The organism is Pedobacter zeaxanthinifaciens (genome assembly GCF_003313335.1).
Classification (GTDB): Bacteria; Bacteroidota; Bacteroidia; order Sphingobacteriales; family Sphingobacteriaceae; genus Pedobacter; species Pedobacter zeaxanthinifaciens.
The window spans coordinates 13495-34135 of the sequence record NZ_QMHP01000006.1; the positions used below are offsets into that span (position 1 = coordinate 13495).

Genomic DNA, 20641 nt, shown 5'->3' on the forward strand with positions numbered 1-20641 from the left:
ACTGATGAGCAAGTGGAAATCTTAATTAATGATGTGTTGGAGCATCATGGTTATGATTTTACTGGCTACTCAAGAGCTTCCCTAAAAAGACGACTCTCCAGATTATATACCCTCGATAAGCATGTGAGCTTTGCCGAATTTAGGTACAAAACACTCAACGACGAGGTGTACTTTAAACATTTTGTGGAAGGCGTTACGGTTAACGTTACTGAAATGTTTAGGGACCCTTCCTTTTACCAAACGCTACGCCGTAAAATACTGCCCAATTTAAATACTTATCCCTTCATCAGGATTTGGTTGGCGGGCTGCTCTACCGGGGAAGAAGCCTATTCCATGGCCATCCTTTTGAGCGAACTCAATTTGTTGCATAAATCACTCATTTACGCTACCGATATTAACCCCACTGTGCTAGAAAAAGCAAATGCAGGCATGTTTCCCTTGAGCCAGATGAAAAGCTACTCGGAAAATTATATCGCTGCCGGTGGTACTAAAGAGTTTTCATCATACTATACTGCTAACTACAGTTTGGCTAAGTTTGATGAAGAGTTGAAGCGCAAAATGATTTTTTCTACCCATAATTTAGTTTCTGACAGATCTTTTAATGAATTTCAGTTAATTTTATGCCGTAACGTGTTAATCTATTTTGATAGGCAGCTGCAATTTCGTGTATTGCAATTGTTTGATCAGAGCTTAGAAAACTTAGGATATTTAGCTTTAGGAACAAAAGAAACGATTGATTTTTCACCCATATCGCCAATGTACAAAAGGATGGAATCAGAGAAAATTTGGAGGAAAGTAAATACATGAAAAAGTGTGGAGCATTGGTTATTGGCGGATCTGCCGGGAGCCTCGATGTGCTGTTGAAAGTGCTCCCAGAAGTTAACGCTAACATTGATTTTACCATAATTATTGTGGTACACCGCAAACAGGGCACCGATTCGTTGCTTACTGATTTGCTTTCGTACCGCACAGATTTGAAGGTTAAGGAAGCTGATGAAAAGGAAAAAATCCTTAGTGGACATATCTACATCGCTCCCTCTGATTATCACCTTTTAGTGGAGAAGGATTTTACTTTTTCCTTGGATTATTCGGAAAAAGTAAATTACTCTCGTCCTTCCATTGATGTAACTTTTCAAACGGCCTCTGATGCCTACGGCGACCGTTTAGTATGTCTTTTACTATCTGGATCCAATGCCGATGGTGTTAATGGACTAATTACCGTTAAAAGGAATGGCGGCTTAGCCTTGGTTCAGGATCCGGACACAGCGCAAGTAAGCTACATGCCCGAACAGGCAATTTTAAAGGCAAATGTTTCAAAAGTTTTAAAAATAGAAGAAATGGTAAGTTATATCAATTCATTATCTGCAAAGGGCTAAAAATGAGCAAAAGGGTTTATATTTTTGATGACAATAAGGATATTTTGGAGCTGTGCACTTTAATTTTAGAGGGAGCAGGTTACGAAACAAGAACGTCATCTACATCTAACAACATCATTGACCAGGTTGCGGCCTTTGTTCCGGATTTGATATTGATGGACAATTGGCTGCCCGATGTTGGCGGTATTGCCGCTACACAGGAACTTAAAAAGCATCCGGTATATCAATCTATCCCGGTGGTGTACTTTTCGGCTAATAACGATATTAAGGCTTTAGCACAAGCTGCCGGAGCGGAAAGCTATCTGCCAAAACCTTTTGATATTGATGAGCTGGAAAACAAAGTAATTGAACTGATAGGGAGATAGTTTTTATGAAGCCTTACGAAGTTTTCGAAACTTCGTAAGGCTGTTGATCCACATAATTGACACATGTCTCGTAAACTCGACACAACAATTAAATGCTACATCATAACGGTTTAAATCAATTTTTCATACGCCCTTGTTCAGCTTCTGTTCCTGTAGAGCGTCTTCTGGCAGGTTTAATTTCATTTTTACCAAAGCGATAGCTGAAATTCACACGAAATAACTGCGTTTCATTTTTTTGGTATAAGCTATAACTTAAGCCCGGATAAGCACTGCTCAATCTTGTTCTGTTAGTATCAAAAACATCCGAAACAGCTAATTTCAAACTCGCTTTCTTTTTCAACATCGCTTTGCTAATACCAAAATCCACAAAGGCTCTTTCCTGCAAAGCTAAGGTACCATAAGTTAATGGCGACTCGTAATTGGCATTAAGTTCGGCGGTTAGGCCATCGATAATGATAAAGTTTTGCTGCATACGAACCTGAAATGAAGTTTGACCAGTTTTTAGTGCCTGCCCTTGCAAATTTGGCGTCTCAAATGCCATGTGGAACACGTTAAAGTTATTGCTCATTGTCCACCACTTTTTAATTTTAACTGGCACAGTCAAATTAGCCGAAAGTACTTTTTGAGTTGCCAAGTTTTCATTGGTTTGGAATAAAGCTTTACGCTCTTCGTTAGGCAAAATCACTTCCGTGATGGCATCATTGGTAACGCTGTAGCCTAAATTCAAAAAGTATTTCTGCATCAGCGTATAATTTATCTCGTAATTGTTGGTATACTGTGGTTTTAAGAAAGGATTTCCTTTGTTATAGGTATATTCATCCAAATAAAAAATAAATGGATTTAGGGCATCGTAACTAGGCCTATCAATCCTACGCCCGTAAGAAGCGCCGACTTGATGGTTTTTAGCTAAGGTATGTTGTACGTAAACCGTTGGAAAAAAATCCCAATAACTGCGCTCAACCACATTGTTCGTATTGATCAAGTGTCCTTTAGAATTGGTTTGTTCCATCCTTAAACCCAACTGTACGCTTGTTTTTTTAAACTGTTTGCTCAAATTAGAATAAAGTGCGTTCACATTTTCATCGTAAACAAAGTGGTTGCTTCTTCTCACATCATTTTGCCAGATGTTATTTTTCCACTCCTCGGCCTGTAAATCATTATCGGTTTCTACCCAACTGCTTTTTGCACCAGCTTCAAACTTGGTTGTTTTATTAATAGGCAAAACGTAATCTACCTTAACCGCTTTAATATCAATAATGCTTGGACTGTTATTGCGCAAGCGACCAATTGGTTTCACTAGCGTACCATTAGGGAAAGTCAACGTATTTTCTAAGTTAGATCTGTCCCTACCGTTGTATCTTGAGTAATCTACATCGGCAGAAATTTCTTGCCCTGTGGTATCCAAAACCGATTTATAGTTTAAGTTGTAAGCAAAATTTCTATAGGTAGATTGGTTCAGGTTGGTCGTATTTAAAGTAGAATCAATTTGTGTAAATGATTTTCCGATGTTGGTTTTATTGAAAGCATCTTCGTCGCCACTGTTAAGATAACCAGTAGCTAACACACCCAAAGTATTGTTTTTGTTAAGGAAAAAATCAACTCCTGCCTTAAAATTATTGTTTTCAAACTCACGGTTGTCCCCTCCTTTTTGTGAGAAATAGGTACTTGGATTTCCGTTAGCAATACGGTCGATATCTATTACATTGCTTCGGGCACCTTTATTGAAATTGTAGCTTCCAAATACGTTAACACCCTTATTGCGATAGTTTAAGTTTAGGCCGGCGTTACCTCGTAAGTTTTTACCATAGGCTAAACCTGCGTTAAAACTGCCGTTTGTGCCGCCGTTTTTTGAACGTTTCGTTTTAATATTGATAATTCCAGAGTTTCCTGAAGCATCATATTTTGACGAAGGATTGGTAATCAATTCAATGGTTTCAATTTCGGAGCTCTGCATGTTACGCAATAAGTTAGCAACATCGGCCTGGCTCATATAAGTCTGTTTCCCATCTAACATAATTAAAACCCCTTGCTTTCCTTGCATGGAAATTCTATCATTTTGATCTACCGTAACGCCAGGCGCCCTTTGTAGCACTTCCAAAGCAGATGAGCCTACTGCAACACTGCTGTTCTCTACGTTCATCACCATTTTATCCGCCTTGCGCTCCAACAACGGCTTAACCGCAGTAATACTTACCGCATTTAAAGTTTTGCTGTTGGCTACCAAAAGTACTTCCGGTAAAGTTAAGCTAAGGTCTGCTACCAAAAACGCTTTGCCTTTATGTATTTGGTAACCCATCATGTTAATTTTGATGAAGTAGTTGCCTGCGGTAATATTTGGAAAACTGAACTTTCCTTCTGGGGTTGTCATTGCGGTTTTCACCAAGGATGAATCCGACACTTTAAATAAGCCCACTGTTGCGTAATCAACAGGTTTACGTTGCTCATCCAGCACTATGCCGTTTATTTCAACCTGCTTCCCTGTTTTGGGAGCTGCCATAGCCGCCGTAAGGGTAAAAACTGCGATTAAGAGTACGTATAATTTCTTCATTTTGTGTGTGTTTTAATTTAAAATTTTGGGCAAAAAAATCCCTGCGGCCCAAGAGCCGATTTTGTTTAAACCGTTAAAATTTTAGCTTAGTTAATTAAGGTCGAGCCTTTGTTAATAGTTTGTATAAAGTAGACGATAAAGGGTTGCGAAAGGTTACAAGAAATTTCAATTTTTTTATCCAACTACGCAAAAAGCGGCCTGAAAACTAATTCAGGCCGCTTTTTTAAGATGATTATGGAACTTACTTCATCCCTAATACATCAACACCTTGTTCAAAAATGATATCTACAGGAATACCCTTTTGTGCCAACATATCTAAATCTGCCTGCAATTCTGGTTTAATAATTCCTCTTTCCTTCTGAGCTTTTTCAACCGCAGCTTTATCGCCATTTCCCTGTAAGGTTAAAATCAAAGCGCTCAGCTCATTCATTGCGGTAGCAAATTTTTCGTAGTTTACTTTGTAGGTGCCTTGTGCAGTGCGCTCAAAAGCTCCTTTTTCTTGAAAGTAATTGAAACATTGCATATTGGCTTTACCATGTGCACTTGCTGCTCCAAAACGCACCGAACGTAAGATGCCAGCCATGTAAGTGGTATAGTAATCTTTGATATCTCCTTGTAATTCGCCTTTTTTAAGCAAGCCTGTCACCATATACAAGCCTAAAACATCGGCTTTGCCCTCTTCTAACCACGAGTACTGCTCTTGTAAAGCACTGCGAACCATTCCTTTTCCAGTAACGGTATTTTTGATGCCCAAACCGTGTGCAACCTCATGAAACATCACGTTAGCAAAAAAAGCATCAAACTTAACGTATTTCTGCTGCGAAGCATCAATTAACACATTGGCAATTGGCACTAAAATTTTGTCGAACTTAGCCTTCATCGCATTTTTTAGTTGCGAGCGGCGTGTGCCTTTTTCCTGCTGTATTTTTTCATCGTTAGGTAGGTTTACTGCAATGGTTTTTGATCCAGCGTTGCAATCGCCCGCGTAGTAAACCACATCGTAAGCGTTAAGCTCCGAATCGGTACCGGGAACCTCCTTTTTATATTTATCTGCTACAGGCAATCCTCTTTGTAATTCAGGCAATAAGGTTACGTATTTGGCTAAGCGCTTGCTCCATTCTTTATCTTTTACCAACACATAGCTTTCAAAAGAAGCACGAGCGTTAAAAAGTTTATCCTCATAGTTTTCAATTGGGCCAATAATGATATCCAAACCATTGGTTTTCATATCCAACCAGGCATAATCACTAGCAGTATAATTATCTGTAATTAAGGCATCAGCTCTTAAATTCAGGTATTTTTTTAAGCCTTCATTATCGGTTATTAAAGCTGCTTGTTTAAGTAAGCTACTTGCCTTCTGAAGTTCGGTTGCAAAATAAATATGATAAGGAATGGCTACCAATTTTCCATTTTCTCTGCGAATTACCGAATACAATCCATTTTTATCTTTAACGTCAGATTTTTCCAATTCCTCTTTGGTCATATCTGCAGGGTAAAAATTAACGCCTAATGGCTTAGGTCCAATACCTGCAACAAATGGCTTATCGCCGTTTAACCTATCCCACGGCCCATAATTAATTCTAACGAAATCCTTAGTTTTTTCATCTTTTATTGTTGCTAACAAACTATCACGTTGCGGATAGGCTTGCTTCCAGAAAAGCTCATCCATAATTTGAGCTGCTTCAATTAACAAAGGCAGCACTTGGCGCTCGTTAGGAGTTAAAAGGTTAAGATCGGTGCTTAGGCGAACCTTTTCATAAATGGGCAAGCGCTGCGAAACATACTCCTGTAGCGAATCCAAATTTTTATTACTGGAGGTTTCTTGAGGAGTTTTTTCGCCACCACCACAGGCCGCTAAAAAGGTGGTTATAGTTGTTCCTAAAAGGATGCCTTTTATTAAGCTTGATTTACCTTTGCGCATATTCGATTGTTTTTTCGGGTTTTTGCGTTAATTTCTTAATTTAGTTGAAAATTAATTCGCCAAATTTAATTACAAAGACACAAAGTAAACAAAAGAGTTGGCGGTTTTTAATAATGTAGCGAAAGAATTTTTATACCAGCCATCTGCCTTCCCAATTTTTTATTACTAACATTTTGAACTTTAACCGAAAACAAACTAGCAAATGAAGACACACAAACTTTCTGTTACTTTATTGTTCTCCCTAATTTTATTGGCAACCGCTTGCAGTACCTACAAATACAAGGCTACAGATAAAGTGTATAAAAATAATGCAAAGGCATTTTCTAAAATTATTAAGGCTACCCCGCCAGAAAACCAACAAATTGATTCGTTATTTAATGAGCAGTATTTTGTGGGCACTACCAACATGGGCATTAGGAAGCCGAATTTTGTGATTATTCATCATACGGCTCAAGACTCATTGGGACAAACTTTAAGAACTTTTACTATTCCTCGTACCGGAACCAGCTCACATTACGTAGTTAGCAGGGATGGCAAAGTGGTACAAATGGTAAATGACTACCTAAGGGCACAACATGCTGGAGCTGGAAAATGGGGCAGTGTTACTGATATGAACTCTTGCTCAATTGGTATTGAAATGGATAATAACGGTACAACCGATCCTTGGACTGACGCTCAAATTAGCAGTTTGTGTGCCTTGCTAAAAACGTTGAAGAAAAGATATAGTATCCCAACGGCCAACTTTATTGGTCATGCTGATTTTGCGCCAGGCCGTAAAAACGATCCAAAAAATTTCCCTTGGAAAACTTTAGCGCAACAGGGCTATGGCTTGTGGTACGACGATGTGCTGGATAGTGTGCCAGAAAACTTTGATCCAATGGTTGGCTTAAAAGTGATTGGCTATAACATTGCCCGCCCTAATTACGCTATTGAAGCATTCAAAATACATTTTATCCAAACAGATATTACTCAGGTATTAACTGATTTTGATAAGCAGGTAATTTACAATCTATATAAAAAGAGCTTATAAGAAGCGTAACATAAAAAAAGGTCGATTTATAATTATGAATCGACCTTTTTTATGAAGGCTGCTATTTATTTTACCACAATATTATAAGCTCCATTTGTTTTTAAATCGGCAGATAACACTAAGTTTTTCTCTCCAGCGCCATCATCCAACGAAACAGCACAGGTATTGGGAGGTAATGTTCCTTCATTATGTGCATAAAGCAAAATGTAGTTGTAGCCTTTGTTATCCAAGGTAACTGGCAACCTTTTTTTGGATGCGGTTAGGGTGTAATTAGCGATGATTTCCTTGCCATTCACATACAACGATACGATATCGCCATCAATCTGTCCTGAGTCCCAAATTAAAATGTCTACCTTTTTATTGCCAACTTCTACGGTTCCTTGTACTTGCACACTTCGCCCCATAAACGAATTAGGTATAATGGAAGATTCTTGTGTTTTCTCTTCCTTCTTGCAAGAAGCGAAAAGTAGCGCCAAAGCTAAAATAGCTATCAATTTTTTCATGTCTTTGTTTGTTTAATCTCTTTTAATGAGTTATTATCACAAATTTAAGACACAGTTTAAAGCCGTATAAAGGCGCTTTTACCCTAAACTTAACCGTATTTTTACGGTACTTATAAGAGCCGTATAAAAAACCGTGCCCAAAAAGTTGAAGCTTTTTGGGCACGAAAAAACAAAGGTATTTATGTTTATTGCTTAATGACTTTCTCTGTGAAAGTACCCTTGTCATCCTTGCTTTGTACAAGGTAGGTACCCTTAGGCAATTGTGTCAAGTTAAACTCTAGCTGTGCACCTTTAGTAGTTTTCGATTCTAATACTCTTCCTGTTAAGTCCATCAGCTTTGCCGTTAAGCCGTTTTTAGCTTCATTTGATGTTACAAACACGCTTGCTACTGTTGGATTTGGATAAACAGCGACTTTCTCTGCTTCCCCTAAAGCTTTAACATATTTAATCAAGTCCTGATAAACGATTTTCGTTCCATTTAAATCCTCTTGAGTTAAGCGATAATAAGCTGATTGGAAGAAATTCACATCAGTAAATTGATAGCTAGATTTCTCCTGAGTGTTACCTTTACCGTTAACTGTGGCAATTGTGCTAAAGGAAATTCCATCAGTGCTTTTTTCTACCAAAAATTGTTTGTTGTTTAATTCTGCTGCTGTTGACCACGTTAAAAGCACACCGCTACTCTTGAGCGTTGCATTGAAATCAATTAATGACACTGGCAGTGTTCCACCCGGAATAAGCACTTTACCCGCGGTTGCATTGGTGGCAATATCACCATCAAAAATACGGGCTTTAACAGCATTTCTTAAAGTTAAATCCAGCGTAGCTGATGGCTTATAATTATTAAAAGTTTGACCATCAACAGTACCATCGTAAGTTACATCTTTACCATCAACCGTTAAGCCACTCATCGGGGCGTTGCCAGATGTAGACCTGAAAGAAATAAAGTTTTTGTTGGCCCCGCTAATTTTGGTATCATTCAACTCGTTTAGTTGTGCGTTAGTGCCAAAAATTGAAATTGCGTTTTCGTAAGTTGCCGTTGGCGCATTATGTAGCACCTGTACTCCATTACGCAACACCATTTCAGATTTGAAAGCGCCTGAACTTTCATTCAACAGCCCCAACAACTCGTTATTAACCATTTTTACACCATCTAAAACCACCCTCGTATCGTAGGTTAAATTTCCGTCGTTATATGAATCAAAGCCAATGTAGTTGGACTGGTAAAGCCCTCCCTGTACTACAAACCGATTTAAATCAACCGTTGATTTTTCAATTCTGTAAGCTTCAAAAGCCCAGCGCATGTTAGACACGGTATCTCTAGCTGCCATGATTTTCGAGTCGCCGGGCAGCGTTAGCAACCATATTCCACGAGGGAAAATATTAGCAGTATTTAAGCCATCGGCGGTCCAAGTAGCGGCATTAGCTGCTGTAATGACGTTATCATTTACATTAATCGGCGGCGTGTCTGAACTTACATTTCCGGTTACTACAATGCCGGTTTTGTAAAGGGTTATATTGTTTTTGAGGATATTTAAACTTCCAACCATACCAAAGCTTTGAAATTGGCTTTGTATACCGGTATTTGCTCTTGTAATTTTATTATTCGAAATTTCTCCAATATAATTTGAAGTTAAAATCCCTAAAGCATTTCCTGCTGATGAAGTTACATTGATGGCACTGATATTATCCAGCACGTTATTGGTAATTACCAAACCCGTTTGAACCAATCCCGTTGAAAACAATGAAATTGCCCTATCTGTAAAATCACTGAACTTATTATTACTCACCAGCAAATTACCAAACGCAGTATTGATTACAGTGCTAATTGCCCTAGGAACACGGTTTGCTTTACCGTTAATATTACGGGGTGCGGCATCGCTCAGCGCATCGTTTGTACCTTCAAACTGTATCCCGTCTATGGCTACATTACTTGCGCCAAGCGAAACTAAACTTACATTAGTCACAAAATCTGTAGACGGCGTTTTAATGATTGTAGCCGGTTTTGTCCATAGCCACGGCTCGATACCTGCATTATTGCCATAAATCCCTAACTGCTTGTTTACGTTAAGTTTCTCAACGAAAACCCCTTCCGCAATTCGAAGTTCATCACCGTTTTTAGTGTCGGCATCATCAATAGCAGCCTGTATGGTATTAAAGCCTTCCAAAGTTCGAGTATTGATTACCAAAAACCCGTTAAAGTTAACTTGGGCCAGCTCTCCATTGTTGAATATGCTTTGGGCAAACACGTTATATTTCCCTGATAGCTCGTCGTAACTGTTCCAAACAGCCACCACCTTATCTGAAAACATCAGTTGTTCTATCTCGTATTTATCGGCGGCTCTAGATGATACTAAAATGCCCTGAGCAGGATAAACCAATACTCCCGAACCGGATATTTTTTGCAGATAAATTGGCGCATTTGAATTACCAAAATTCTTCTGCAAAAGGAAACTAAAGTTATTACTGGCATCAACCTTAATGTTACTGCCGTAAAACCCGTTAATAGGCCCGCGGATTACCTCTATATCACCAGTATTCCAAAGCTTTGTACCGCTGCTGTTGTATCTCTGTGCGTATAATCCTGCGTTACCATTCCTTGTATCGCCCCAACCCAATACAACACCGCCGCTACCGTCCAAAACCATTGAAATAGGTGCATTCCAATAACTTGATGCCCCTTCGCCAACTAAGGCTCCGGCAGTTGCATCTATTTCTAAACCCCAATTGGTGGCGTTAAACTGCTTAGTTCCGCTATTGGAAATACGCTGTAAGTATAGCTTAACTTTGCTATCGTCGTTTTGGTTAGTTGCTACTATGGTGTAATACAATCCGCCGTTACCATCAGCTATTACCTGTGCCCCATAATATTCAATCCCTCCAAGGGGCAATAAGTCTTCAAGTAGTACATTGCTGCCATTTTTTGTGCCGTTTGCATTTAGTTTTTGCCAATAAAAGCGATTTCCTTCGTCATTTGTATTTATTTCGTATTCCTCGCCAAATACTACCGTATAACCGGCTCCATCTTTAAAAATAAGTCCGCTTTCGTATTCACCTGCGGCATCATTTAACTTTAAATCGGCACCCCACTGTTTTGCGCCACTCAAATCTATTTTTTGGATATAGCTATCTGTTTTTATGCCATCATAGTTACTGTAGGCATAAACCAAGTTATTGCTATCCATAATTACCGCCGAAATCCAATAACCGCTGGCAGTAGTGGTTAGGGCCAAACCGTTGGTAGCCCACAATTTTGTTCCACTTGAATTTAAGCGTTGGGCATAGAGCTTATTTGGTTGATTGGCACCGTTAGTGGTCTTCTGGCTCCAAAAAACAACTACTCCTCCACTGCCATCGGCAATGATCTGCTTCTCTGTATAATCAGGTGCAGTTGCGATCAATGTTGGGCTACTCCAAAGCGCAACACCTGACGCCGACAATCGCTGGGCGAAAATCTGCGTATACCCTACCGAGTTAATGGCATCCCAAACATTTTCTTCAAAAACAACGATAGCTCCTCCAGCGCCATCATCTATACTGGTATTGCCTCGTTGGGAATTTCCCGAACCCACAACTGCTGTATTTACTTTAGGATTAATGCTCCATTGTGCAAAGCCAACAGCCGTAATCAAGGTAAATAAAAAGGAAAGTAAAGTTTTTTTCATATGCTACATTTTTGGTTACAATTGACAGGATAAATTTCAAGTATTTATAAACAGAGCAGTTGTGTTTTTACACCCTAAAGCAAAAGGTATTTTTACGGTATAACTGCCTTGTTAAGCCCTATTAATCATCAAATTAATTTTTCAAAGATGATTTGATTTTGAGATGAAAAAAATACCACATTTGTTGTATTTTACAACCTGTATTACTAATTTGAACCTGAGAAAAATGTAGCTATGAACGCTGAAAAACATGTATTGAATGTGGTGTGGGATGACTATAAGAGGGAGATGGGCCCAGCACTTAAGGAAGTAAATAAAGTTCCATATGAGCGTATTATTGCCGACTTACTATCTGTAGGAGAATTTTATTACTACACGTTGAATATCGGTGATAGCAGCATCAATAATTTCCATGAGAACATCTTACGACTGCATGGGATAAAAAAGTATCCCTGGCATTTGAGCGAAATCATTTCCTTAATTCACCCTGAAGATATCCCTTTTGTAATTGAAGCGGAGCGTTTAGCCATAAATAAACTACGAGAAATTGGATGGGCGCATAAAATGAACTTGAAATCCAGCTATTGCTTCAGAATGAGGACCGGTGATGGCACTTATCAATTGTTTCACCATCAAGCGCTTACCATTAAAGAAGATGAGAGTGGAAAAATGGTTGAAGCGATTAACATCCATACTAATATCCAACACATTACTGCCATAAACAGTTATACAGTTTTAATCTCTGGCATTAGCCCACGCACTGATTTTTATCAGATTGGCCTTAAGCCTGAGCTTATGTTGAAGCCTAGCTTACCGCAAAGCCTAACAAAACGAGAGCTTGAAATTTTAAAGCTTATAGCACAGGGTCATTCAAGCAATGAAATTGCTGATTTACTATTCCTATCTAGCCTTACAGTGCGTACCCACAGAAAAAATATATTAAGGAAAACCGAAGCAAAAAATGGTTCGGATTTGGTGAAAAGATGTATAGAGTGGGGATTGATTTAAAATAAAAAAAGCCAACTGTTGAGGTTGGCTTTAAAGATATTTTTTGTTAACTACCTGTCAATAGAACCCATTACCTTTTGGGAAAAAGCATTTAAAGCTTCTCTAGGTTCGGCACCACTCTTCACGCTTTCATGCACCTCAAGGGCTCCACAAATGTTGGTAATCATTTCTCCCGCTACATCAATTTCAGTCTCGCTAACGCCTCTAAATTCACAAAAGGCCTCTAATACCTCAAGTGTTGCATTTAGCTGCTCAGGAGTTGAATTTTCAAAAAACTGTCTAATTACTGGAACCTTCATTACTATTTGATTTTAGTAAACAAATCAGTTAAAACTTCCGCCTTGTTGGTTTGCACTTGATCAACCAACTCGCCATTTTTAAAAGCGGCAAACGTTGGCAAGTTATCCACTTTTGCAAATTTTCTCGACTCAGGGAACTTCTCCGCATCAACAATCAAGAATGCCACATCCTCATTTTCTGCTGCCAATTTTTTGAACTTCGGTTTCATGATTCGGCAATTGCCACACCATGAAGCCGCATATTGTACCATCACTTTCGGGTTTTCCGAAAGGTATTGGCTTAAACTATCTTCTGTTAATTCTAAAAACATGATTTTAAGATTATTAAAGTGTTGGAAGGTTGAAAAGTTGGAATGTTAAACTACCAAAGATAGCGCTCATGCCAATCGTCACTCCTGCCAACACTAGAGAACTGCAAGCTGTGAATTGAAAACTGTTACTAGTTAGCGCTTAAGTACTCAGCAACGCCAGTTCTAGTAGCGTTCATTGCCGATTTACCTTCTTCCCAGTTTGCAGGACAAACCTCGCCATGTTTTTGTACGTGAGCATAAGCATCAATTAAACGCAGATACTCTTTTACATTTCTACCTAAAGGCATATCGTTTACACTTTCGTGGAAAACTTTACCTGTTTCATCAATTAAGTAAGTTGCACGATAAGATACGTTTGAACCTGAGAAGATCTCTTCGCCCTCTTCAGTATACTCAACTTCTTGATCTAAAATACCTAAGGTACCTGCCAACTGTCTGTGGGTATCAGCAATTAAAGGGTAAGTTACACCTTCGATACCACCGTTATCTTTTGCAGTATTTAACCATGCAAAGTGAACTTCGTTTGTATCGCAAGAAGCGCCAATAACCACTGTATTTCTTTGCTTGAAATCCTCTAAAGCAGCTTGAAATGCATGTAATTCAGTTGGGCAAACAAAAGTGAAATCTTTTGGATACCAGAATAACAATACTTTAGAGTTATTTTTCACCGCTTCTTCAAAAACGTTGATCTTTAAATCATCGCCCATTTCAGACATTGCATCTACCGTAATACTTGGAAATTTTTTACCTACGTAGCTCATAATTTTCTTAATTTTTTTGTTGCCGCAAAGGTAGTGTAATTTGAACGCTAAGGCAACCCAAAAGCCATCATAAATTCTGATAGGCACATAGACAAAATTGATAGGCCTTCACATCAACTTTACCATTGTTTTCGCTTTGCGAGAAAAAAGAAAAACCCCGAATTTCTCCGGGGCCTTCAATTAACCAAATATTAACTTACACCTATTGTTTTATTATTTTGGCGGTTTTAATTTCCGCTCCGTTTTTAGTTATTTTTAAATAGTAAACGCCAGCAGGCAAAGCCGCTACGGATACATCTTGCTGCGACGCCTTTGCAACTTCGCTAAGCACTTTCTTGCCGGTTAAATCAAAAAGGTCATACTTAACGTTTTTGTAGTCATCATCAGCAAGATTAACATTTACATAAGAGGTTGCTGGATTTGGATAAACCACTACGTTAGCTGTTGAAAGCTTCACATCCACACTTACTACTTTTTCGAAAGTTTCAGATTTTCCGTCTAAATCCAGCTGCTTAAGCTTGTAATAGTTTACTCCTGCTTTGGCGGTTCTATCTACATAGGTGTAGGTAAGGGCCGTTGCAGAATTACCATTTGAGGATTTCGCAGCGATAAAATCTATCTTTTTAAAATCTGTGCCTTCAGTAGCACGGTAAAGTTCAAAACCTTTGTTGTTGGTTTCGGCCGCAGTACCCCAAGTTAGGGTACTTTGACCTTTTACCAGAGACGCATCAAAAGAGGTAAGAGTAACGGGAAGAGGAGCGAACGTTTTAACAGCTCCTATATAATTTTGTGAAGTCACTACAAAAAATGTAGTCGTATTATCGGCATTTCTTTTAACTGCCATATCTGCATAACCACTGTTAGTAGTGTAGGCGGTTTTTCCAAAGTTGAAAGAAGAAACATTTTGCATGGTAACGCTTGCATCGCCAACATTCCCGGTTTTTGAAAGCTGAACTAAGTTTTGATTTGCAATTGTCTTTCCACTAGTTACAGCAAAGTAACCTTTTCCATTTTCATTAACATACTCGCCCACGGTAGCATTAAAGTTAGCATAGGTGCTGCTAATTACTTCATGAGAAACATAAGTATTGGTTGTTAGGTTGATTTTAACCCTTCTGAACGTTACGCCAGCGTCTGTTGAGCCTAACCATAATACATCGGCGGCTTCGGCGCTAATGCTTCCTTTTGCAACGTCTCTAAAAGTCGCATTGTATTGGGCCGCATCTAAATCAACTGCACCATGATACGTTGGCACGCCACCTATTACATCGAACACGTATAGTTTAGACCCTGTAGAAGACCCCGAAACGCTATTACCAGCTACATATAACCGTGTATTATCACCAGTGCCAAATAAACCAAACGAGTCTCCAACTCTACTTGTAATGGTTGCGTCAGTAAACGTGTATCGTGTAGGTGCTGCAGTTTCGCTAGCCCACCTGTAAATGTAAATAATACCATTGGTTTGCATAGCAGTTGCATATATTACGCCATTGTCGTCAACCCGTACTTTAGAAAAGCAATATGTTTCTGCAATTGTGCCTTTGTTTAAAGCCAATAACGAGCTTTTAGGAATTGAGCTGATATTGCCTGTATAACTTTCTGGATCCACGATATAAATCTGATCACCTCTGTTAGCTACATATAATTTGTTAGTAACCTTATTATAAGCCAAGGAATAGGTTGCGCTAGTTGTGGTTAACAATTCTGTTGGCGTAGTGGTAGCTTCATAATACCAAAGTTGGCTAAGCGATTGCCCTTTGGCAATTACAACTGAAATTGATAACGAAAAAAATAGTAAAAGTTTCTTCATGCGTTTTTTGTTTAAGGTTTAAAAATTAGTATGGTTCAAAAACCGCAAAACAACGGCAAAAAGCTAGGAAAATTGCAGCAAAGCGCAAATACTATCTTCAAGTTGAGTTAAACGGCTAGTTTTCAAGAGATAATATTACTAATTAAAAAACAAAAACGCAAGAAAACGCATTAAAAAAATTAAAGCCGCACAAAACGCGGCTTTAATTGACTAACGATATTCCTAATTATTTTAACTTAGAAACCGAATACGGTTTTTTGACGGCTTTATGTGCGGCTTCTTGAGCAGTTAAGGCATCTGCGCCGCTAAGCTTTTCTGGTTTATATAAATTGCCAATCACACTCTTCTTAAAAATTGCTTCGTACCAAGTACATGAAGCAGTATACCTGCCCACATTTAAATCCAAATGATAGCCATCCCTACACAGCACATCGCCTAATTTAGTACGGGCATTTTGGATTGCCGTTCCTGATGGCACTAAAATATCAATTGGAACTAGTTTCATTACGCGTTTGGAGGCATCCACAATACCATCGTACATGCGCATTTGATCTTTGTTATAGCTTATAAATCCATTATGGGTTGAGTTTTGTGCATAGGCCCAAGTTTGGTGCCATATGTATTTCACTTTAGGATTAGTAGCCCTTGATTTCACGTACTCGAAAAGCGGAGGCAAAGGTTCTACGTAAGTATCAAACAAACCCGATTTTGGACTTGCCTGCTGAAAACTGATGTAATCCCAGTTTTCGTCAGCTAAGGCCTTTGAAATACTTGTTTTTGGATAACGATCTTTTTTCCCGTCTACGCCCACTTTTCTGTACTCGTAAACGTCCTTATCTTCCTGAGCATTTTTCAGGTGAAGCTCTAATGGAGCGCCGCCGATGTAAAGGTTCCCGATGATCACTTTATATCCTCCTGCTTTGGCCAGGCCATACAGGTATTGTTCCACTGCATCTTCAGAAAAACTATTGCCTATTGCCAAGATTTTAATTACACTGTCCTTGCTTGGCCTGTCAAAATGAGCAAACTTAATTTCATCGGCCTTAAGGGAAAAGGTTCCGATGGAAACAATGCTTAAAACTAGGCTAATCTTTAACAAAAACCTTCTACAAACGCTATTATTCATATCTATTCAATTTATCTCTAACTTATTAATAAAATTAGGCAACGCAAACATTTTATCTCTATAGAAGCATATTTCCACAAAAAATCACCTCAATTGGATAAAAAAGTATTATTTCTTCAACGTAGTTTCGAAGAGTTTAAAAATTCGCTTGTACTCATCGGTCCAGCTACTAGGTTCAACAAATCCATGATCCTCTACAGGATAAACGGCCAATTCCCAATTATCTTTTCCCAACTCAATGAAACGTTGCGTTAAACGCACAATATCCTGAAAGTGTACATTCACATCAACCATGCCATGCAACATTACCAAATCACCTTTAAGCTGGTCGGCAAAATAAATAGGCGAACTAATTTTATAGGCATTTGGATCATTAAAAGGCTCGTTCAAAATATTTGAGGTGTAACCGTGGTTATAGTGCGCCCAATCCGTCACCGATCTAAGTGCCGCACCAGCTTTAAATACATCTGGCTCCTTGAACAGGCCCATCAATGTGATAAAACCGCCGTAAGAACCGCCGTACAAACCCACGTTTTTTGGATTGACCCCATATTTTTCCACCAACATCTTCACTCCATCCACCTGATCAGTTAAATCTTTACCCCCCATATGTCTATAAATCCCTGTGCGGTGATTGCGTCCGTACCCAGAGCTTGCCGTATAGTCAATATCAATTACGGTATAACCATTATCGGCCAGTAAATTGTTGAACATATATTCGCGGAAATACTGACTCCACCAGTAATGTACGTTTTGCAAATATCCCGCACCATGTACAAAAACAACCGCAGGCTTATTAGGATGAGGATTTTTAGCCGGATAAACCCTTGCGTACACGTCATCACCGTAACGATTTTTAAATGATACTAAATCTGGTTGGCGCCACTGATAGCTATCAAACTCAGCGGTTGTAGATTTGGTGATTTTAACTGCTTTTGCATTAGGTTGGTTAGCTTGGATATACAGTTCCCAAGGTTTATCCATGTAAGAATAGTTTATTGCCAACCATTTTTCATCTGGAGATAAAGTGACCTCATTTCCTCCTTTCATGGTGGTAATTTGAACTAAATCGCCGCCATTAACGGCAAGCTTATAAAAATGCGTAATGCCAGGATGTTCTTTATTGGCACTGATGTAGAACGTTTTTTTATCCTTGGCCAATTGTACCTGTTGCACTTCCCACTTACCAGATGTTAGCTGTTTCTTTTCGCCTGTTTGCACATTGTAGGTATACAGATGCGCATAACCCGTTGCTTCGCTTTGAAAGTAAAACTTGTCATTGTCAATCCACTTCACATCACGGCCAATACCTGGGCCGCCAATCCACGCCTCGTCCCTTTGCCTATCAATTAAAGACAATGTCCCGGTAGCGGGGTCTAATTTCAAAATCCAAAAATCTTTATTATCCTGTGATCTTCCGGTAACCACGGCAAAAGAGCCGCTCTCATTCCAGTTCACTACGTTGAGGTTAACCTTACGATCTTCATTTTTTTTGATACGCTCTTCTAGTTGTTTAGGGTAATCTTTAACATAATCAGGCAAATCCTTAATTCCTGGAATTTGGCTTACATTAACCGCGTATAACGAATCTTTATTGATATCAAACACATAAGTGATGCTCGTAGACAGGCTTTCCCCAACTTTCGTTCTTCCATTAATGTCCTCTGTGTAACCCGAAGAGGTAACGTAGTTAGGTACAATGGTATTTTTGTTTCCTGTGGCCTGCTTAATTAACCTGTAGCTTATATACTTCCCATCCGGACTAACCGTTAACCCCGCCATAAAATCCTCATCTAGATAAATGGGCTTAATTGTTCTTGCAGGGCCGCTACCACCCGCCTGCATTCCAAATCTTCTGGTTCCGCCCATGCGGTTTCCGCCTTCGGCATTTCTTTTTTTAATGATATCGAACAGCGCTGTTTGATCATTCCTTAACCAAGTGTCCTGAACGGAAGTGTTACTTTGCATCCTGCCACCGGTTGGTCTTGCCGCATTGCCGGCATCGGGCTTGCCCTTTACAAAGTTGGTTAATTGCTTTAACTCCCCTGTAGAAAGGTTAAGCTGATACACATTATCTGCCCTTTGGTAAACCACATCATTGTTGTACAAAAATTTGGCATTGCTTTCTCTCTCCAAAGTATTGGTTAGCCTGATTTCCTTTTTAGACTTGAAATTGGTAAGGTAGATATCTCCCGATTTCTCCAATAAGCCCATGGTTTTATTGATATTGTACGCGTAGTTAATAGGCGCACTGTTCTCAGGCTCATCGGTTTCAGCTTTGTTTACTTTTTGATCTGTTACTGAAACCTTGTAAAGCCCTGCTTTATCTTTACCTTCAGGATTCCAGTTAAAATAAATGGTTTTACTATCGGCCGACCAACGGTAGCCTTCAGGAGAGGTTCCCATCCATTTGGGATCTCTCATTATTTTTTGCACTGTTAACGGAGCGAGTTGCTGAGCACTTGCGGTTGCGCCAAAAAGGAGCAAAAGAAAAGATAATTTCTTCATTTTACTGTATGGTTATGCCTGCAATTTATGCAAAAAAGCAATGCACTTTAAACAAGGCAAAACAAATGTTACAGATACAATGAAACACAAAGGCAACAAACGCACAAAGCTATTTTTGTGCAGCGTAAAATGATTTAAAGGAATTATCTCAAAATTTTTCCTGTTTTATCGATAGTGATATTAAAAGGAGGCATATAATCTTGTAGTAACACCGCCAATTCTCGGCGTGTAATCTGTCTATCTTTTTTAAATGTAGAGCTGAAATTATAAGCGGAAGTCCACTTTTTTTCCACTTCCTTAGGCGTAGTTTCAGGAGCTTTATTACCTACGTAGCATATCAAATCTAAAGCAGCGCCAATGGTTAAAACATCGCTTTTATAATCATCAAACCAAATTTGTGCTTTGTAGTAATGATCTTTCATATTCTGCCTAATTTCTGCTGTGCTTACCAACTGTTCGGGATTAAAAAGAAGCTTTCCATTAACCACTGTTGCTTTTAGCATTCCAGTTACCCCAACCATTTGGATAGCTTTCCAGTTGGCATCTTTAATTCCAACATCCGAAAAAGGCATTAAATTAGTGTTGAACGCAATTAATTCGCCTTGCACACGCTTTAAATCTGCTTGAGAGGCCTTCAAGTCGAAAAAACCGGCGTAGGCCGCTATTGCGCCCGCCGCTTGTCCCATCAGCATGCTGGTAGGATCGCTTACGTAAACCAAATTTTCTTGATTAGGGATAAAGTATTGATAAAATGAGTAATTACTGTTGGTATTGCCATCCACTCGTTTTCCTACCGCTACGTTGGTTTTGTACAACGTATTGCCATAATCAAACTTAGTCCATGTGCCTACTGTAGCAGCATCAATCTTTAACGCTTCATTAAGTTTTTTATCTGCAATGTTCACCAGCACTTCTGGTCTAATTGTTCTGCCATCGCTCAGTTTAAACGCCCATCCTTTTCCTGCTCTATCGGCCTTTAACAGTTGAACATTTTTAATTACCGTAAGAGTTTTTAAAGTATTTGCCCAATATTCCAATGCTAAATTTGCCGCTTGCTTATCAAAGCTGGGTTCAGCAATGGTATCTGCCAAGTTTAGCTGTTCCTTTAATTTTTCTAAAAACTTTGCCTGTACTCCTGAATGTAAATCGGCACCAATAGGTTCAATATCAAAACCGCCAGCCTGCAATAAAATAACTGTTTTAGCATTAGATTGTGCCGATTGTATGGCCGCGGCTGCTGCTGCATTTCCATTACCAACGATAAAAACATCGGGTTTTAGCGTTTGTGCCACACTACTAAGAGACGATAAACAGAAGAAATAAAACAGAAATCTTTTCATAGAGTTATAAAAAACGGCATGTATAAATTCAATGCTAATTTGCTGATAATTATCAACATTATTATTG

Annotated in this window: 16 protein-coding genes; 5 read left to right on the forward strand and 11 right to left on the reverse strand. The window is 39.0% G+C overall.

Translation table 11 applies throughout. The features are described from left to right. Positions 1 to 12 precede the first annotated feature (12 nt). Genes DUT68_RS10385 through DUT68_RS10395 form a run of 3 tightly spaced genes read left to right on the forward strand, consistent with a single transcriptional unit; the run spans position 13 to position 1741 of the window. A complete protein-coding gene (locus tag DUT68_RS10385) occupies positions 13 to 807 on the forward strand; it encodes a CheR family methyltransferase (protein ID WP_237088312.1) in 795 nt (264 codons plus the stop codon). Then, positions 804 to 1376 carry a chemotaxis protein CheB gene (locus tag DUT68_RS10390; RefSeq protein ID WP_113638133.1) on the forward strand — a complete coding sequence of 191 codons (573 nt, stop codon included), beginning with the start codon at positions 804 to 806 and terminating at the stop codon, positions 1374 to 1376. The genes DUT68_RS10385 and DUT68_RS10390 overlap by 4 nt, the downstream gene beginning before the upstream one ends. 2 nt (positions 1377 to 1378) lie before the next feature. Continuing rightward, the gene (locus DUT68_RS10395; protein ID WP_113638134.1) at positions 1379 to 1741 is read left to right on the forward strand and encodes a response regulator; all 363 of its coding nucleotides are present in this window, start codon (positions 1379 to 1381) and stop codon (positions 1739 to 1741) included. A 115-nt stretch (positions 1742 to 1856) separates the two neighbouring features. Here the strand turns inward: DUT68_RS10395 and DUT68_RS10400 are convergent, their stop codons facing one another. Further along, positions 1857 to 4289 carry a TonB dependent receptor gene (locus DUT68_RS10400; protein WP_113638135.1) on the reverse strand — a complete coding sequence of 811 codons (2433 nt, stop codon included), beginning with the start codon at positions 4287 to 4289 and terminating at the stop codon, positions 1857 to 1859. 241 nt (positions 4290 to 4530) lie between these two features. Next, positions 4531 to 6210: a dipeptidyl-peptidase 3 family protein gene (locus DUT68_RS10405; protein ID WP_113638136.1), complete on the reverse strand. Its 1680-nt coding sequence runs from the start codon at positions 6208 to 6210 to the stop codon at positions 4531 to 4533. A gap of 202 nt (positions 6211 to 6412) precedes the next feature. Here DUT68_RS10405 and DUT68_RS10410 point away from each other — a divergent pair, with 202 nt between their 5' ends. Continuing rightward, positions 6413 to 7240 (forward strand): N-acetylmuramoyl-L-alanine amidase, encoded by an 828-nt coding sequence (locus DUT68_RS10410; RefSeq protein ID WP_113638137.1) that lies wholly within the window; start codon positions 6413 to 6415, stop codon positions 7238 to 7240. Positions 7241 to 7305: 65 nt separating this feature from the next. On the opposite strand, the gene DUT68_RS10415 is transcribed toward DUT68_RS10410, so the two are convergent. Next, positions 7306 to 7743 carry a hypothetical protein gene (locus tag DUT68_RS10415; RefSeq protein WP_113638138.1) on the reverse strand — a complete coding sequence of 146 codons (438 nt, stop codon included), beginning with the start codon at positions 7741 to 7743 and terminating at the stop codon, positions 7306 to 7308. Between the two features lie 185 nt (positions 7744 to 7928). After that, complete coding sequence (locus tag DUT68_RS10420; protein WP_113638139.1) at positions 7929 to 11408, reverse strand: T9SS type A sorting domain-containing protein; 3480 nt, start codon at positions 11406 to 11408, stop codon at positions 7929 to 7931. 234 nt (positions 11409 to 11642) lie between these two features. Here DUT68_RS10420 and DUT68_RS10425 point away from each other — a divergent pair, with 234 nt between their 5' ends. Then, positions 11643 to 12416 (forward strand): response regulator transcription factor, encoded by a 774-nt coding sequence (locus DUT68_RS10425; protein ID WP_113638140.1) that lies wholly within the window; start codon positions 11643 to 11645, stop codon positions 12414 to 12416. A 50-nt stretch (positions 12417 to 12466) separates the two neighbouring features. On the opposite strand, the gene DUT68_RS10430 is transcribed toward DUT68_RS10425, so the two are convergent. From DUT68_RS10430 to DUT68_RS10460, 7 genes are all read right to left on the reverse strand, one after another. Next, entirely contained in the window at positions 12467 to 12715 is a 249-nt protein-coding gene (locus DUT68_RS10430; RefSeq protein WP_113638141.1) for a DUF6952 family protein, read from the reverse strand. A gap of 2 nt (positions 12716 to 12717) precedes the next feature. After that, a complete protein-coding gene (locus tag DUT68_RS10435) occupies positions 12718 to 13026 on the reverse strand; it encodes a thioredoxin family protein (protein WP_113638142.1) in 309 nt (102 codons plus the stop codon). Positions 13027 to 13154: 128 nt separating this feature from the next. Next, positions 13155 to 13874: a peroxiredoxin gene (locus DUT68_RS10440; RefSeq protein WP_237088313.1), complete on the reverse strand. Its 720-nt coding sequence runs from the start codon at positions 13872 to 13874 to the stop codon at positions 13155 to 13157. A gap of 115 nt (positions 13875 to 13989) precedes the next feature. Continuing rightward, positions 13990 to 15600 (reverse strand): T9SS type A sorting domain-containing protein, encoded by a 1611-nt coding sequence (locus DUT68_RS10445; protein WP_113638143.1) that lies wholly within the window; start codon positions 15598 to 15600, stop codon positions 13990 to 13992. A 226-nt stretch (positions 15601 to 15826) separates the two neighbouring features. Further along, on the reverse strand, positions 15827 to 16726 hold the full coding sequence (locus tag DUT68_RS10450; protein ID WP_113638144.1) for a DUF4886 domain-containing protein: 900 nt from the start codon (positions 16724 to 16726) through the stop codon (positions 15827 to 15829). A 108-nt stretch (positions 16727 to 16834) separates the two neighbouring features. Continuing rightward, a complete protein-coding gene (locus DUT68_RS10455; protein WP_113638145.1) occupies positions 16835 to 19234 on the reverse strand; it encodes a S9 family peptidase in 2400 nt (799 codons plus the stop codon). Positions 19235 to 19377: 143 nt separating this feature from the next. Continuing rightward, complete coding sequence (locus DUT68_RS10460; protein WP_157960837.1) at positions 19378 to 20574, reverse strand: hypothetical protein; 1197 nt, start codon at positions 20572 to 20574, stop codon at positions 19378 to 19380. Positions 20575 to 20641 lie beyond the last annotated feature (67 nt).